This window comes from Kribbella capetownensis, from assembly GCF_004331485.1.
Lineage (GTDB): Bacteria > Actinomycetota > Actinomycetes > Propionibacteriales > Kribbellaceae > Kribbella > Kribbella capetownensis.
Window position 1 is genome coordinate 326,623 of sequence record NZ_SJKD01000006.1, and the last position, 13,649, is coordinate 340,271.

Consider the following 13,649-nt stretch of genomic DNA (forward strand, 5'->3'; position numbering starts at 1 on the left):
CATGTTGAGAGGCGATCAGCCTGACCACCTTCCGAGAGCTCGGGGTGTTACCCGAGATCTGTGACGCGCTCGATCGCGTCAACATCGTCGAGCCGTTCCCGATCCAGGAAATGACTCTCCCGGTCGCCCTGATGGGCACTGACCTGATCGGTCAGGCCCGGACCGGCACCGGCAAGACGCTGGGCTTCGGCATTCCGTTGCTGCAGCGCACCATCTCCCCCGGCGAGGCCGACTACGAGGAACTGGCCGCGCCCGGCAAGCCGCAGGCGCTGGTCGTCACCCCGACCCGTGAGCTGACCATCCAGGTCGCCAAGGACCTCACGACCGCGTCCACCGTGCGTACGGTGCGGGTCCTGACCATCTACGGCGGAGTCGCGTACGAGCCGCAGCTGGACGCACTGAAGAAGGGCGTCGACGTCGTCGTCGGTACGCCGGGACGCCTGCTGGACCTGGCGAACCGCGGCGTGCTCGACCTCGGCCACATCAAGGTTCTGGTGCTGGACGAGGCCGACGAGATGCTCGACCTCGGCTTCCTGCCCGACGTGGAACGCATTCTGCGCAAGACTCCCGAGCTGCGGCAGACGATGTTGTTCTCGGCAACGATGCCGTCGGCCGTGATTGCGCTGGCCCGCACCCACATGCGGCATCCGCTGAACATCCGGGCCGAGTCGCACGAGGACACCGAGATGGTGCCGACGACCGCGCAGTTCGTCTACCGGGCGCACGACCTCGACAAGCCCGAGGTGGTGGCGCGGATCCTGCAGGCCGAGGACCGCGGCCGGGTGATGATCTTCTGCCGGACCAAGCGGGAGGCGTCCCGCCTCACCGACGACCTGCAGGACCGCGGGTTCAAGGCCGCCGCGATCCACGGTGACCTGAACCAGCAGGCCCGCGAGCGGGCGCTGACCCGGTTCCGGGGCGACAAGATCGACGTACTGATCTGCACCGACGTCGCTGCCCGCGGCATCGATGTCGAGGGCGTCACACACGTCATCAACAACACCTGCCCCGAGGACGAGAAGGCCTATATCCACCGGATCGGCCGGACCGGCCGCGCGGGTGCGAGCGGTATCGCGGTGACGTTCGTCGACTGGCCGGACCTGACCCGCTGGAAGACCATCAACAAGGCGCTCGACCTGCCGTACGACGAGCCGCAGGAGATCTACTCGACGTCGCCGGAGCTGTACCACGACCTGGGCATCCCGACCGATGCGAAGGGCCGGATCAAGCCGGCCCGGGAGCAGCGCGACGAGAAGCCGGCCCGGGAGCCGCGCCGCAGCGATGACCGCACCGAGGAAGGCGAGCGTCCGGCCCGGAAGCGGAACCGGACCCGCAAGCGCACTCGCTCCGGGCAGCCGCTCGAAGAGGGCGCCGACGTCACCACCAAGACCGAGGTCCCGCCCTCCACGGAAGCCGCGACGGAGGCCGCCGAGGCTCCGGCCGAGCGGAAGCCGCGCAAGCGGGCGCGCACTCGCAAGACCGCGCAGAAGCCTGTCGAGAAGGCCGCTGAGACGGCTGCTGCCGAGCCTGCCCCGGCAGAGCCTGCCGCCGCTGCCGAGCCTGTGCAGAAGGCCGCACCCGAGCCGGGCACGAGCCCGACCGTCCCGCTGTTCACCGCTCCGGAGTGACCTGCCCGTCGCCCGACCGTGGCTGAACAGTGATCTCAGCCTGCAACACCCAGCCTCTCGTGGACCGTCCTAGGGGCGTGTCTGGGGATCCCGCGCAGTAGGCGCGGGATCCCCAGACACGCCCTAGGTAACCACGAGAGAGGGGCTGGGTGATGAGGCGGATCAGGGGTGCCGTGGTCGCAGTGGCGGCGCTGGGGATCGTGTTGCTGGCCGGATGCGGGGGCAGCAGCAACGAAAACTCCGCTGGAGGGGTGTCCGGCCCCGCGCAGCGGCAGGACGGCGGCAGCGGCGCATCCGCGGGCGACAGCGGCAAAGTCGCGGAGGGTGCGTCCGGCAGCGGCGCGCCGAAGGCGTCGGGACAGCCGCAGGAGCAACCGAGCGTGACCCGGGCGATCATCAAGACCGGCTCGCTCACAGTCGAGGCCGACGACGTGAACGGCCAACGGCAGAAGGCGATCACCGTGGTCACCTCGCTGCGTGGCCAGGTCGCGTCCGAGGACACCGGCAGCAATGCCGACGGCAAGATCACCCAGGCGAACCTGGTGCTCAAGGTCCCGACCGCGTCGTACGAGACCGCGATCCAGCGTCTGTCCGACCTCGGCAAGCGGGTGCAGATCCACCAGGAGTCGGCTGACGTCACCGAGCAGGTGGTCGACGTGGAGAGCCGGATCAACTCCCAGCGCGCGAGCCTGGAGCGGATGCGCACCTTGCTCGCGAAGGCGAACACCATCGGCGAGATCGTCTCGGTCGAGACCGAACTGACCCGCCGTGAGGCCGACCTGGAGTCCCTGCTCGCCAAGCAGAAGAACCTCTCCCTCCAGACCGAGCTCGCCACGCTCACGCTGACCCTGACCGAGAAGGGCAAGCCTCCCGTCGCGGAGGATCCGGATCGCGGGTTCCTGGCCGGGCTGAAGGGCGGCTGGAGCGCGTTCGTCGCGACCTTCGCCGCACTGGCGACCGCACTCGGCGCGGTTCTCCCGTTCCTGGTGCTGATCGCGCTGATCGGCGTACCGCTGTGGCGTAACCGGCACCGGCTGCGCCGTCAGCCTGCGCTTCCGCAGACTCCGGACGGCGGGCAGTAGCTCAGAGCAGCGCGCCGGCCAGAGCCCGGTAGGCCTTCGCACCGGGCGAGGCCGGCGCGGTGCTGAGCACGGTCTCCCCGATCGCCGGCGCTTCCGCGAAGCGGATCGACTTCGGGATCGACGGCTCCAGCACCTCCAGCGAGTACGTGTCCGCGATCGTCTCCAGCACCGCCCGGGCGTGGGTCGTCCGGCCGTCGTACAGCGTCGGCAGGACACCGAGCACGTGCAGGCCCGGGTTGGTCAGCCGCTGTACGTCGTGAATCGTGTCAAGTAGTTGCCCTACGCCACGATGCGCCAGAGTCTCGCACTGCAAGGGAATCAGGACCTCGGACGCCGCCGACAACCCGTTCACCGTCAGCAGGCCGAGGGTCGGCGGGCAGTCGACGATGATCCAGTCGTACGACGCCCGCAGCGGGCGCAAGGCGGTCCGGAGCATCTGCTCCGGGCTGGTCTCCTGCGCGATCCGCACCTCGGCGGTGGCCAGCTCGATCGTGGCGGGGAGCAGGTCCGCTCCGTCCTCGAGCTTGACCAGCACGTCCCGCGCCTTCACGCCGCCGAGCAGTACCTGGTAGATCGACGTGTCCAGATCCTCGGGGTCGATGCCGACCGAGAAGGTCAGGCACGCCTGCGGGTCCAGATCCACGAGCAGCACCCGTTGACCCAGCTCCGTCAGGGCAGCGCCGAGCGTCGCGACGGTGGTCGTCTTGGCCACCCCGCCTTTCTGGTTGGCAACTGCCATGGTGCGAGGCACCCGGCCATTGTGCCGTACCGGCGACTACCCTCTTGACTTGTGAGTACGCCGCGCACGTTGACGCTGCCCGACGGGGTCCACCCCGCGACCCTTGAGACCGATCGAGGCTCCTTCGCCACGCTCATGGCGGTGCCGAAGTACGGTACGCCGCTCGGGACCGCGCTGCTCGTGCCAGGGTGGACCGGCAGCAAGGAGGACTTCACTCCGCTGGTCGACCACCTGTGCCGGTACGGATGGCGCACGGTGGCGGTCGACCAGCGCGGTCAGTACGAGACTCCCGGGCCCACCGAGCGGTCGGCGTACACGCTGGAGGAGTTCGGCGCCGATGTGGTGGCGATGAGCAAGGCGCTCGGCGGGTACAGCCAGTTGGTCGGGCATTCGTTCGGTGGACTGGTCGCGCGGGAGGCTGTGCTGACCGATCCGTCGGTGTTCTCGACCATCACGCTGCTGTGCACGGGTCCGGCGGCGTTCACGGACGAGCAGAAAGTGCAGGGACTGCAGATGCTCGCGTTCGGGCTGGACAACCTGCCGATCGAGCAGGTGTACGACCTGAAGCTGGAGCACGACAGCAAGGTGCCCGGGTACGTGCCACCGCCGGACGAGATCGCGGCGTTCCTCCGCAAGCGGTTCACCAGCAACAACCCGGCCGGCCTCGCCGAGATCACCCGACGCCTGATGGACTCCGAGGACAAGACCGACCGGCTGGCCAAGTCCGGCGTCCGCATCCAGGTCGCGTACGGCGCCTCCGACGACGGCTGGCCGATCACGGTCCAGGCCGACGTGGCGGAGCGGCTCGGCATTCAGGCCCAGATCATCCCGGACGCCGGCCACTCCCCTGCCATCGAACAACCCGCCGCGACCGCGCGGCTCCTGGTCGACTTCTTCCACGACCAGACCTTCATCGACTGACGCTGGTCAGGCGATTGGTTGCACCGCCGGCTTGACCGTGAGCAGGTTGAGCCCGACGGGCGTGAGCGCGGTCTTCACCGCCTCGGTGTAGACCAGGACCTCGACCTCGGCGCGGCCACCGCCCGGCGACGATGCCGAGGTGGTCTGGATGCCGAGCTCCTGCTTTGCCGTGAGGTTGGTCAGGGTCTGGTAGATCCGGTTGACGTCGCCGCGGCTGAGCAGGGCCCGGGACACGCAGAGGTTGCCGTCGAACACCTTGTCCAGGGAGGTCCGGAACGCGGCCGGGTCTCCGTGCGCGACGCCGACCTGCACGACGACCGGCTTGCTCCGGCCGTGGCCGGCCGGGTACTGGATGAGTGGCTCCGAGATCTGGGAGCTGTGCGCGTCGAGGAACGCCAGGACCGCGGGCGCGTTCAGGTTGTTCGGCTTCGACACCCAGCCGCCCTGCGGGGCTTTGCACGGCAGTGGCGGGATCTGAGTGGCGGGCGGCGCGACGTACGCCTTCTGCTCCTGGACGTCGATGGATCGGTTGCCCCAGATCCCGATCAGCGTCGCGGTCCCCCGGCGTACGTTCTTGATCGTCTTCGCGTCGCCGAGCCGGTCGAGGTCGACGCCCTTGAGCTTGACGGCGATGGTGGCCGGGCAGCTGGGTGCGGGCTCCTGACCGGGGGGATAACCGATCAGGTCGGTCGGGTGCGACGGGCAGAACACAGGCTCCTGACCCGGTACGGCGATGACCTCGCCGCTGGCCTGGACCTTGTCACCGGCTCCGACCAGCAGCCTGTCGTTCACCGGATCCGGTTGGCCGGCGCCGGCCATCGGTGTCTGCTGGTTGCCTTGGGCAAAGGCTTGCTGGGTGTCATTGGTTGCGGGCGGGACGGCTGCCGGGTCCTGGCCGCCGTCCGGGAGGACGGTGAGCGCTGCGGCGGCGATCGCGGCGACGCTGGCGGCGGCCAGCGCCGGCACCCAGCGACGGGGACGGCGGCGACCGCCGAGAAGATGGTCCAAGTCTGGCTCGGGCGCCGACGGCTGGTCCGCGCGCCACCGCGCGCCGGCCCGCGTCAGCAGGTCGTCGACCTCGTCGGTCGGGTTCATTCGCTGACCTCCAGCAGGGTGCGCAGGCGAGCCCGCGCATCGGACAGGGTGGACTTGACGGTGCCTTCGGAACAGCCCATCACCGCGGCCGTGTCGGCGATCGACAGGTCGGCGAAGTAGTAGCAGTCCACCGCGAGGCGCTGTCTTGCCGACAACGAGGTGAGCGCGTGATCCACGTCCATCCGGGCGTCCAGATCCGGCCGCGACACGGGCCGGTCGTGCTCGTCGAACTCCCCGGCCGGCCGCAACCGCCGCGCGGCCTTCCGGGCCTGGTCCGCGGTGATCGCGAGCAGCCACGCCGACGGCGTACCCCGGCTCGCGTCGTACTGACTCCGCTTGGCCCACGCCCGCGCCAGTGCGTCCTGCACGATGTCGTCCCGGTCAGCCCCCACCGCGAGCCGCCCCGCCAGCCGGGCCATCGCGGGCAGATGCGGGCGCACCCACTCGACGAACCCAGCCCCGTCCGCCGGCGGACCCACCACCACAGCAGGCTCATCCGTCATCGTCGGCATACCCTGTCTACCCCCGAATCCCACTTCCGGTTGGGTCCCTACCCGCAGTTCAACGACCCCACCACCCCCAAGTCACACCCCACCCCACTTCGTAACCTCCCCGAGTTATCCACAAATCCCCGAATCCGCCCCATGACCGGTCGGCGAGTCACTACGGTCGGAGGGACGACGAGCAGAATCTGGGGAAGAGATGACGATCAGTTTGGGTGAGCTTCCGGAGCCCGCTGAATTGCACGCCTGGCTGAACGCACGGCGTCGTCTCGACTGGGATGAACGGATCCCGACCAAGGCACAGATCGCGGGAGAGTACGGCGTGGACGCGACCGTACGGAGTCTGACCTTGCTGACTGAGGCGGCACGAGTCGAGCAGGAGATCACGGAGGATCTGACCGCGTCGATCGGGCCTGATACGTCGGCGTACCAGTTGGAGAGCCGGTTGAAGTCGCCGCAGTCTCTGACCCGCAAGATCTTCATCCGCACCGGCACGGATTTCGATCAGCTACCGCTCGATGACGTCGTCCGATACACAATCCTGGCCCCTGAACCTGACGATCTGGTCCGGACAGCGATCGACGCCTGCGATTCGCTCGCCGATCGGGGCTGGGAGATGAGCGGCGCGATCCACTCGTATGCCGACGGAAGCAGATACAAGGGACTGCATCTGTTCCTGTACAGCCAAGCCGTGCGCGTCGAGGTGCAGGTGCATTCGCGTGAGTCGATCGACGTGAAGACCCGGACGACCCCGCTCTATGTGGTGGAACGAGACCACGGGCAACCGCGAGAGAAGCGCACACGAGCACGCAACGAGGCCGTCGCCTTGTCGGGGCAGATGCGCCAACCGGCTGGGATCGATGACCTGAAGACCCTCGGCGGCGTACCGGTCGTGCTCCGCTTCTACGGTAGGAGAAGCAACCAAGCATCCGGACGCGAGGAGGGCGATGCCTCGTCGCAGGCCCAGCAGAGCGCCGCGCAGCGATTGGCAAAACGGACGTCGACGAAGGAGAGGTCGCTATGACTCGGTTGTTGTTGGTCAAGCAGGGAGAGCGGCGGGTTTGGGTGGCTGCGTTGGTGGATGAGGACGTCTGGACCTATGTCGGGAACACCGGGAAGTTTCATCGGAACGAGGGGGTTCGAGACGACTACTTCGGGGGGAACGAGGCGGAGTACGGCGAAGTCGGGATCGCCGAAGCGAGGCGGTTGATGGCAGACGGCGTTGGGACTGTCGACGAGGGGCGGCTTGCCGATTCGCTTGCGCGGTGGCGGCAGGATGCGGATGCGATGGACCCCGAGGTGGTGTTCGCGTCGATGGTGGCTGACCTGGCGTGAGGGTCAGTGGTGGGTGGGGGTGTAGAGCTGGGTTATGACGGATTCGATGGTGGGTTCGGCTACGGAGAGGTCTACGAGGGGGTAGTTGGCGGCTATTTGGGACAGGAGGGGGGCGGCGCTGGTGGTGGTGGGGAAGGTGAGGTGCTGGCGGGGGCCGTCGACCTTGACGACGGTGGCGCCTTGGATTTCGATGGGTGGGAGGGAGGTGGCGAGGTCTACGACCAGGGTGCGAGGGGCGGACTGGCTGGCGCGGAGGCCGGTGAGGGTGCCGTCGTAGATCTGGTGGCCGTGGTCGATGACCATGACGCGACTGCACAGGGCTTCGATGTCGTCGAGGTCGTGGGTGGTGAGGATGACGGTGGTACGGCGTTCCGCGTTGACCTGGGCAAGGAACTCGCGCAGCCGCGCCTTGCTGATCACGTCCAGGCCGATCGTCGGCTCGTCGAGGTACACGATCTCCGGGTCGTGCAGCAACGCGGCCGCGATGTCACCGCGCATCCGTTGACCCAATGACAGTTGACGAACCGGTACGTCGAGCAGTTCGCCGAGGTCCAGCAGTTCGACGAACGTCGCCAGGTTCTCCCGGTGCCTCGCGATCGGAACGTCGTACATCTTCTGCAGTACGGCGAACGAGTCCTTCAACGGCAGGTCCCACCACAGCGTCGTACGCTGCCCGAACACGACACCGATGCGCTTGGCCAGCTTGAGCCGGTTGCGCGACGGGTCCACGCCCGCTACTCGGATCGAGCCGCTCGAAGGGACCAGGATGCCCGTCAGCATCTTGATCGTGGTCGACTTGCCGGCGCCGTTCGGCCCGATGTAGCCCATCACCTCCCCCGGTTCGACGGTGAACGACATACCGTCCACGGCGCGCACCTCCCGGCGGGTACGGCGGAACCCGTTCCGCGACGTCACGGTGAAGGCGCGGGACACGTTCGACAACTCGATGACTGCCACTGCTCAGCTCCCTGTACTGCGGTAACGACGGAGACCGCCCCGCCACGCCAGTGACGCCAGCGCGACCATCGCGCCGGCGACCAGCGGTGACAACAGGCCGATCCAGGACGGCAGGCCCAGCGGGGCCGGCTTACCCAGCACGTACAGCACCGGGTAGTAGTTGACGAAGGCAAGCGGTATGACGAAGGTGACGGCCCGGACGATCTCCTTGCCGAAGACCGACAGCGGGTACTGCGTCAGCGTCTGGCCGCCGTACGTGAACGAGTTGGCCAGCTCGGCGGAGTCGATCGCGAGAAACTGGAACGCGGCGCCCAGCACGAAGATCGCGGCGAAGATGATCGAGCCCGTGATCACCGACAGCACCAGCATGACGACCTTCGCCGGCGTCCACTCGAGCTGAAGGTTGCTGAGGGCAAACGCCAGTACGACGCCGGCCTGCAGCGGCCGCCCGATCCGGCGCAGCGCGAACCCGTCCGCGGCGGTCTGCAGGAACGTCGGCACCGGCCGGATCAGGTAGACGTCGAGCGTGCCCGTGCGGATCCGCTCGCCGACCCGCTCGATCGCCCCGGTGAACAGGTCCGCCACCCCGAGCGTCATCGAAGCCGTTGCGTAGAGCAACGCCATCTCCCCGAGGGTGAACCCGCCGAACGACTCGATATGGCTGAACATCAAGACGATCGCGACGAAGTCCATCACCGTGATCAGCATCGAACTGGCCAGCATCAGCACGAACGACGCCGGATAGGCCAGCGACGACCTGATCCACATCAGGACCAGCATCCAGTACTGCGCCGGAGCCCGGCGGAGCCGCTCAACCACCTTGGATCACCACCTTCCGGGTTGCCACCGACGTGGTGAGCTGGCCGGCCAGCAGCAGCACAAGGAGCCAGCCGAGCTGGAACAGCAGCGCCGAACCGATGCCGTCGGGGCTGCGGCCGAGCCAGATGTCGACCGGCACCTGCAGGGTCGCAGCCCACGGCGTCGCCCGGGCGAACTCGCCGATCCAGCCGGGGAACACGACCAGCGGCAGGATCGTCCCGGAGAAGAAGCAGGACAGCACCAGTGCGAGCTGCTCCATACCGCGCGTGTCGGTGATCCAGAACCCGGACAGCGCGACCAGGTAGCGGATGGTGAAGCTCACCAGGATCCCCAGCACCAGCCCGACCGCGACGGCCAGCCAGGTGATCGGGTTGCTCGGAAACTTCAGGTCGAACACCAGTGAACCGACCAGCAGCGGCGCACCGCCGCGGACGGCCAACTGGAACATCGCGCGACCGAGATCGACCGACAGCCACCACAGCAGCAGATGGGTCGGCCGGTACAGGTCGACGGCGATCTCACCGCTGCGGACCCGTTCGCCCAGCTCGACCGTGGTGGTCGCGCCGAAGATCCCGATCGGCATCAGCAGCCCCTGCTGCAACCACACGAACGTCAGCGCATCGGCGACGTCGTACCCGCCGAGCCCCGGCCGCTCGTGCCACAGGGTCAGGTAGATACCGCACAGGATGAACCCGAACACGGTATTGGTGAACGCGCCGGACGCGGTTGCGATCCGGTACGTCGAGAAGCGCCGGAACGACCGTACGCCGATCGCCCAGTAGACGCACGGCAACCTCCTCTCCCACTTCGAGGTGGTGTCCGGACCCAGCGGCACGCAGAACTACCCCGAATCCGACAGGACCGGGGGGTTCGGACACCACTGTGAAAGGCATGGCTGAACCACACCGTTTTCAAGGCAAGGATCGGACAGTACGCCGGGCGCGGGGCGAGCGTCAACCGGAATTCTCTTGAGCGCGGCTGAGACAGGGGAGATGTGCAGCTCGACAGGTAGTGCACTGCGATAACACCGTACACACGGACGGCCGCGGGCTCAGGTGCACTAGGCGCCGACTGACACTACCTGTCCTCCTGCACGCTACCGGTCCGGGCGGGGACCCCTCAGACCTCGCCCGGACCGGGATTGGGGTGGTGTCAGCTGATTTCGGCTTCGAGGACTCGGTTCAGGAGGGAGGCGAACGGGGCCGGGTGACTTGCGTAGCCGGCGTGGCCGCCGGGGAAGGTTACTACGGGCCAGCCGAGGCGTTCGGCGATGAGTTGGATCGGGCGGCCGGGGAGGAGTTCGAGTGAGTGGAGGCCGGCGGCGGGGACGATTCGGTCGGCGACGGTTTTCAGGGCGTCCAGGTCCGGCTGGTAGTGGGTGAACGGCAGGAGTTTGTGCTGGTAGAAGTTGCTCGCGTTGGCTTGCATCCGTTCGGCCAGTTCGCGGTACTCCGGTAGTAGGTCTTCCATCGGCGGCATCGCATCGTCTTCCATTCCGGTGCCCATCATGAACAGCACGTCGGCCGCCGCGACCCCGTCGGATTTGTGAGTGTCGTGCACGTCCTCGAAGAACGCGCGCGCGTCCTCGGCGTCGGGCAGTACCTCGACGCACGGTGGTTCGTGCGCGACCAGCATCCGCACCCGGTCCGGGTGGCGGGTGATCAGCTCGAGTCCGGTGATCGCGCCGGAACTGCTGCCGAACACGAACGCCGGTTCGTCGCCGGCGACCGCGTCGATCAACGCCAGCGCGTCCTCGGCCGACTGGTCGACGCACTCGTCGGCCGGTTGACCGTCGTACGGGCTGCGCGAGTTGCCGCGCGGGTCGTACGCCACCACGGTGTAGTCGGCGGCGAGCTGCCCGACCATCGCGTCGAATACCCCCGCGTCGGTCCCGCCGCCGGCGATCAGCAGCAGCACCGGCCCGGTCCCCGTGACCTCGTAGTGCAGCGTCGCCCCCGGTACCGCCAGTTTGTTCACAGTCTTCGCACCCATCAGGCACCCCTCTCTCGTGCCTCCACCTTCGCCTCCCCCGCTGGCACCCCACGCACACGCCGCTGGTACGGCGCCCTCAGCAAACCTCACCCGGCTGAGACGACGGCAACCGCGATCAGGCACAGCCGGCCGACCTCAGCCGCGGTCAGACGGGCGTCGATCAGCTGGGGGACTCGTCTGTGGAGGGGATCGGGGAGGTGTCGTCGAGGCCGGCCCAGGACTCGCGGGGTGGGGCGGTGCGGCGGCCTTGGGGGCAGATTCGGGCGAAGTCGCACCAGCCGCACAGGGGTGAGGGCTCAGGCGGGAACGCCTCGTCGGCTTCGGCGGGGGTCAGCCCTTCGCGCCAGCGGACCTCGGCGGCGGCCGCATCGTCCGCGATCGACTCCGCGCGGCGCTGGTGGCGGGCAAGCGACGCCTCGTCGTGGTCGGCCGCAGCCACGGTGTTCGTCGGCAAATGGTGGAGCTCGACCCGCGTGCACGACTTGTGCAGGACCCGCCGCGCGCCCAGCACATAGAGCGCCATCGCCAACGATGACCGCGCGTCCACCGGTGTCAGCGGTCGCCGGCCGGTCTTGTAGTCGACGATCGCCAGCTCGGTCCGGCCGCTCCCGTCCCGTGCCGGTCGTTCGTCGATCCGGTCGACGCGCCCGCGCAGCGACGCCCGCTCGGTGGTGAAGGCGACGGTGCGCTCCACGCCGCGCGGTTCGTAGTACGGATCCGAGTCGCGCAGGTACCCGAGCACCATCTCGGTCGACCGCTCGCGCCAGTCCAGCGACTGCTGGTCGTCCCGGAACCCCTCGCTCCGCCAGCTCGACCGCATCTTCGCGACCACCTCATCCGGCGTACGGCGGGCAGCCGGCCACCGACCGAAGAAGTCGGCGAGCACCTCGTGCACGATCGCCCCGACCGTGTTGTGCGCCCACGGCGGTCCCTTCGGCGGCCGCGGCGTCTCCAGGTACGTGTACCGGTACTTCCGCTTGCAGTCCGCGAACGTGAGCAGCTTGGTCGGCGTCGCGACGAACAGCCGTGTAGGCATCCCGGGCAGCATGTCGCTCATGTCAGCCCGCCTTGATGAAGTCGGTGACGGCATCAGCCACCAGTTGTACGGCGATCGCGCTCAGCAGCAGACCGGCGATCCGGGTGACGAGCAGAACGCCGTTCTCCCCCAGCAGCCGCATGATGATCCCGGAGAACCGCAGCGTGAGCCACATCACCACATGGATCAGGATGATGCCGACCGAGATCGCCATCACGTCCGGAAGTGCGCCGTTCGCCCGCTGCACGAACACCATGGTCGCAACGATCGCACCCGGCCCGGCCAGCAGCGGCGTACCCAGCGGGACGAAGGCGATGTTGACGTTCTTGGTCTGAACCGGGTCCTCGGCGGTGTCGGTCAGCAATTGCAGCGCGATCAGCAGAAGCAACAGACCGCCCGCGCACTGCAGCGCCGGCAGCGTGATGCCGAGGTGGTGCAGGATTTGCTGCCCGAAAGCAGCGAACACGACGATCACGCCGAACGCGACCAGCACCGCCTGCCAGGCGGCCTTCTTCCGGACCACGCGGGACTGACCCGCGGTCAGCGAGATGAACACGGGCACCGTGCCAGGCGGGTCCATGATCACGAACAGCGTGACCACGACCTCGCTCAGCAGCCCGAGGTTGATGACACTGTTCACGGCAGGTAGGCCTCGGGGACCTGTGCGTCGGTGGCGGCCGCGTTGGCCTTGGCGACCTCGAGCAGCCGCTCGAACTGCTCGGGCTCGGTCGAGTTCACCCCCAGCTCATGGTCGATCTTGCCCGCACCGTGGTGGTCGCTCGAGCCGGTGGCGATGATGCCGAGCTCGTCGGCGATCCGGTGCAGCATGGCCCGGGACTCGGCCGAGTGGTCCTGGTGGTCGACCTCGATGCCGGCCAGGCCGTGGTCCGCGACCAGCCTGGCGATGGTGTCCTGGGTCATCACCTTGTAGCTGGACCGGCCCCACGGGTGCGCGATCACCGGTACGCCGCCGGCCGCGCGGACCAGGTCGATCGCGCGACCGGGCTCGATCGCGTAGTGCGAGACGTGGCCGGCCCTGCCGTCGGCGAGGTACCGGTCGAACGCTTCGCCACGGTTCGCGACCGTCCCGTTGGCGACCAGCGCGTCGGCCACATGCGGCCGCCCGACGGACGGCGTACCGGTGGCCTGGGCCAGCACCTCGTCGACGGTCAGTGACACGCCGATGCTGTTCAGCCGGGCCACGATCGACGGGATCCGGTCGGTGCGGCCGTCGCGGACGATCCGCAGCTCCTCGGCGAGCTCAGGCTGCGACGGGTCGAGGAGGTAGCCGAGCAGGTGGACGCTGATACCGCGCAGCTTGCAGGAGATCTCGATCCCCGGCACGAACCCGATCTCCAGCTCCTCCGCTGCGCGGCGGCCGTCGGTCCACCCGTCCGCCGTGTCGTGGTCGGTGAGCGCGATCACATCGAGGCCGGCCTGCTGCGCGTGCGCGATCAGGACGTCCACCGGATCGGTGCCGTCCGAGCGGTTCGAATGGGTGTGCAGATCGATGCGCACGAGCGGTGAGGATCCCTTCGGTGT

Annotated in this window: 15 protein-coding genes; 5 read left to right on the top strand and 10 right to left on the bottom strand. The window is 68.3% G+C overall.

Annotation, left to right across the window (positions count from 1 at the left end):
* The first annotated feature begins 44 nt into the window (after window positions 1-44).
* Both E0H75_RS26465 and E0H75_RS26470 read left to right on the top strand, forming a co-directional pair.
* Complete coding sequence (locus tag E0H75_RS26465) at window positions 45-1,628, top strand: DEAD/DEAH box helicase (protein WP_238163290.1); 1,584 nt, start codon at window positions 45-47, stop codon at window positions 1,626-1,628.
* 152 nt (window positions 1,629-1,780) lie between these two features.
* Window positions 1,781-2,710 (top strand): DUF4349 domain-containing protein, encoded by a 930-nt coding sequence (locus E0H75_RS26470; RefSeq protein WP_131516348.1) that lies wholly within the window; start codon window positions 1,781-1,783, stop codon window positions 2,708-2,710.
* A 1-nt stretch (window position 2,711) separates the two neighbouring features.
* Here the strand turns inward: E0H75_RS26470 and E0H75_RS26475 are convergent, their stop codons facing one another.
* Complete coding sequence (locus E0H75_RS26475) at window positions 2,712-3,461, bottom strand: ParA family protein (protein ID WP_202873184.1); 750 nt, start codon at window positions 3,459-3,461, stop codon at window positions 2,712-2,714.
* Window positions 3,462-3,500: 39 nt separating this feature from the next.
* On the opposite strand from E0H75_RS26475, the gene E0H75_RS26480 reads away from it, so the two are divergent.
* Window positions 3,501-4,370, top strand: a complete 870-nt coding sequence (locus tag E0H75_RS26480; protein ID WP_131516349.1) for an alpha/beta fold hydrolase — start codon at window positions 3,501-3,503, stop codon at window positions 4,368-4,370.
* A 6-nt stretch (window positions 4,371-4,376) separates the two neighbouring features.
* Here the strand turns inward: E0H75_RS26480 and E0H75_RS26485 are convergent, their stop codons facing one another.
* Complete coding sequence (locus E0H75_RS26485) at window positions 4,377-5,465, bottom strand: hypothetical protein (RefSeq protein ID WP_131516350.1); 1,089 nt, start codon at window positions 5,463-5,465, stop codon at window positions 4,377-4,379.
* Window positions 5,462-5,968, bottom strand: coding sequence for an RNA polymerase sigma factor (locus E0H75_RS26490; RefSeq protein ID WP_238163291.1), 507 nt, complete (start codon window positions 5,966-5,968; stop codon window positions 5,462-5,464). The genes E0H75_RS26485 and E0H75_RS26490 overlap by 4 nt, the downstream gene beginning before the upstream one ends.
* 199 nt (window positions 5,969-6,167) lie before the next feature.
* Between E0H75_RS26490 and E0H75_RS26495 the strand changes: the two genes are divergently transcribed.
* A complete protein-coding gene (locus tag E0H75_RS26495; protein ID WP_131516352.1) occupies window positions 6,168-6,992 on the top strand; it encodes a hypothetical protein in 825 nt (274 codons plus the stop codon).
* Window positions 6,989-7,303, top strand: coding sequence for a hypothetical protein (locus E0H75_RS26500; protein WP_131516353.1), 315 nt, complete (start codon window positions 6,989-6,991; stop codon window positions 7,301-7,303). Before E0H75_RS26495 ends, E0H75_RS26500 begins: the two co-directional genes overlap by 4 nt.
* 3 nt (window positions 7,304-7,306) lie before the next feature.
* Here the strand turns inward: E0H75_RS26500 and E0H75_RS26505 are convergent, their stop codons facing one another.
* The 7 genes from E0H75_RS26505 to E0H75_RS26535 all read right to left on the bottom strand — a co-directional run bounded on the left by E0H75_RS26505 (window position 7,307) and on the right by E0H75_RS26535 (window position 13,625).
* On the bottom strand, window positions 7,307-8,260 hold the full coding sequence (locus E0H75_RS26505; protein WP_131516354.1) for an ABC transporter ATP-binding protein: 954 nt from the start codon (window positions 8,258-8,260) through the stop codon (window positions 7,307-7,309).
* 3 nt (window positions 8,261-8,263) lie between these two features.
* On the bottom strand, window positions 8,264-9,079 hold the full coding sequence (locus E0H75_RS26510) for an ABC transporter permease (protein WP_238163292.1): 816 nt from the start codon (window positions 9,077-9,079) through the stop codon (window positions 8,264-8,266).
* Window positions 9,072-9,914: an ABC transporter permease gene (locus E0H75_RS26515; protein WP_238163293.1), complete on the bottom strand. Its 843-nt coding sequence runs from the start codon at window positions 9,912-9,914 to the stop codon at window positions 9,072-9,074. The genes E0H75_RS26510 and E0H75_RS26515 overlap by 8 nt, the downstream gene beginning before the upstream one ends.
* A gap of 317 nt (window positions 9,915-10,231) precedes the next feature.
* Window positions 10,232-11,071 carry an alpha/beta fold hydrolase gene (locus E0H75_RS26520; RefSeq protein ID WP_131516355.1) on the bottom strand — a complete coding sequence of 280 codons (840 nt, stop codon included), beginning with the start codon at window positions 11,069-11,071 and terminating at the stop codon, window positions 10,232-10,234.
* Window positions 11,072-11,231: 160 nt separating this feature from the next.
* Window positions 11,232-12,107, bottom strand: a complete 876-nt coding sequence (locus tag E0H75_RS26525) for a RecB family exonuclease (RefSeq protein ID WP_202873185.1) — start codon at window positions 12,105-12,107, stop codon at window positions 11,232-11,234.
* A gap of 22 nt (window positions 12,108-12,129) precedes the next feature.
* Window positions 12,130-12,747 (bottom strand): MarC family protein, encoded by a 618-nt coding sequence (locus E0H75_RS26530; protein ID WP_131516357.1) that lies wholly within the window; start codon window positions 12,745-12,747, stop codon window positions 12,130-12,132.
* Window positions 12,744-13,625 (bottom strand): PHP domain-containing protein, encoded by an 882-nt coding sequence (locus E0H75_RS26535; protein WP_131516358.1) that lies wholly within the window; start codon window positions 13,623-13,625, stop codon window positions 12,744-12,746. Before E0H75_RS26535 ends, E0H75_RS26530 begins: the two co-directional genes overlap by 4 nt.
* Between the last annotated feature and the right edge of the window lie 24 nt (window positions 13,626-13,649).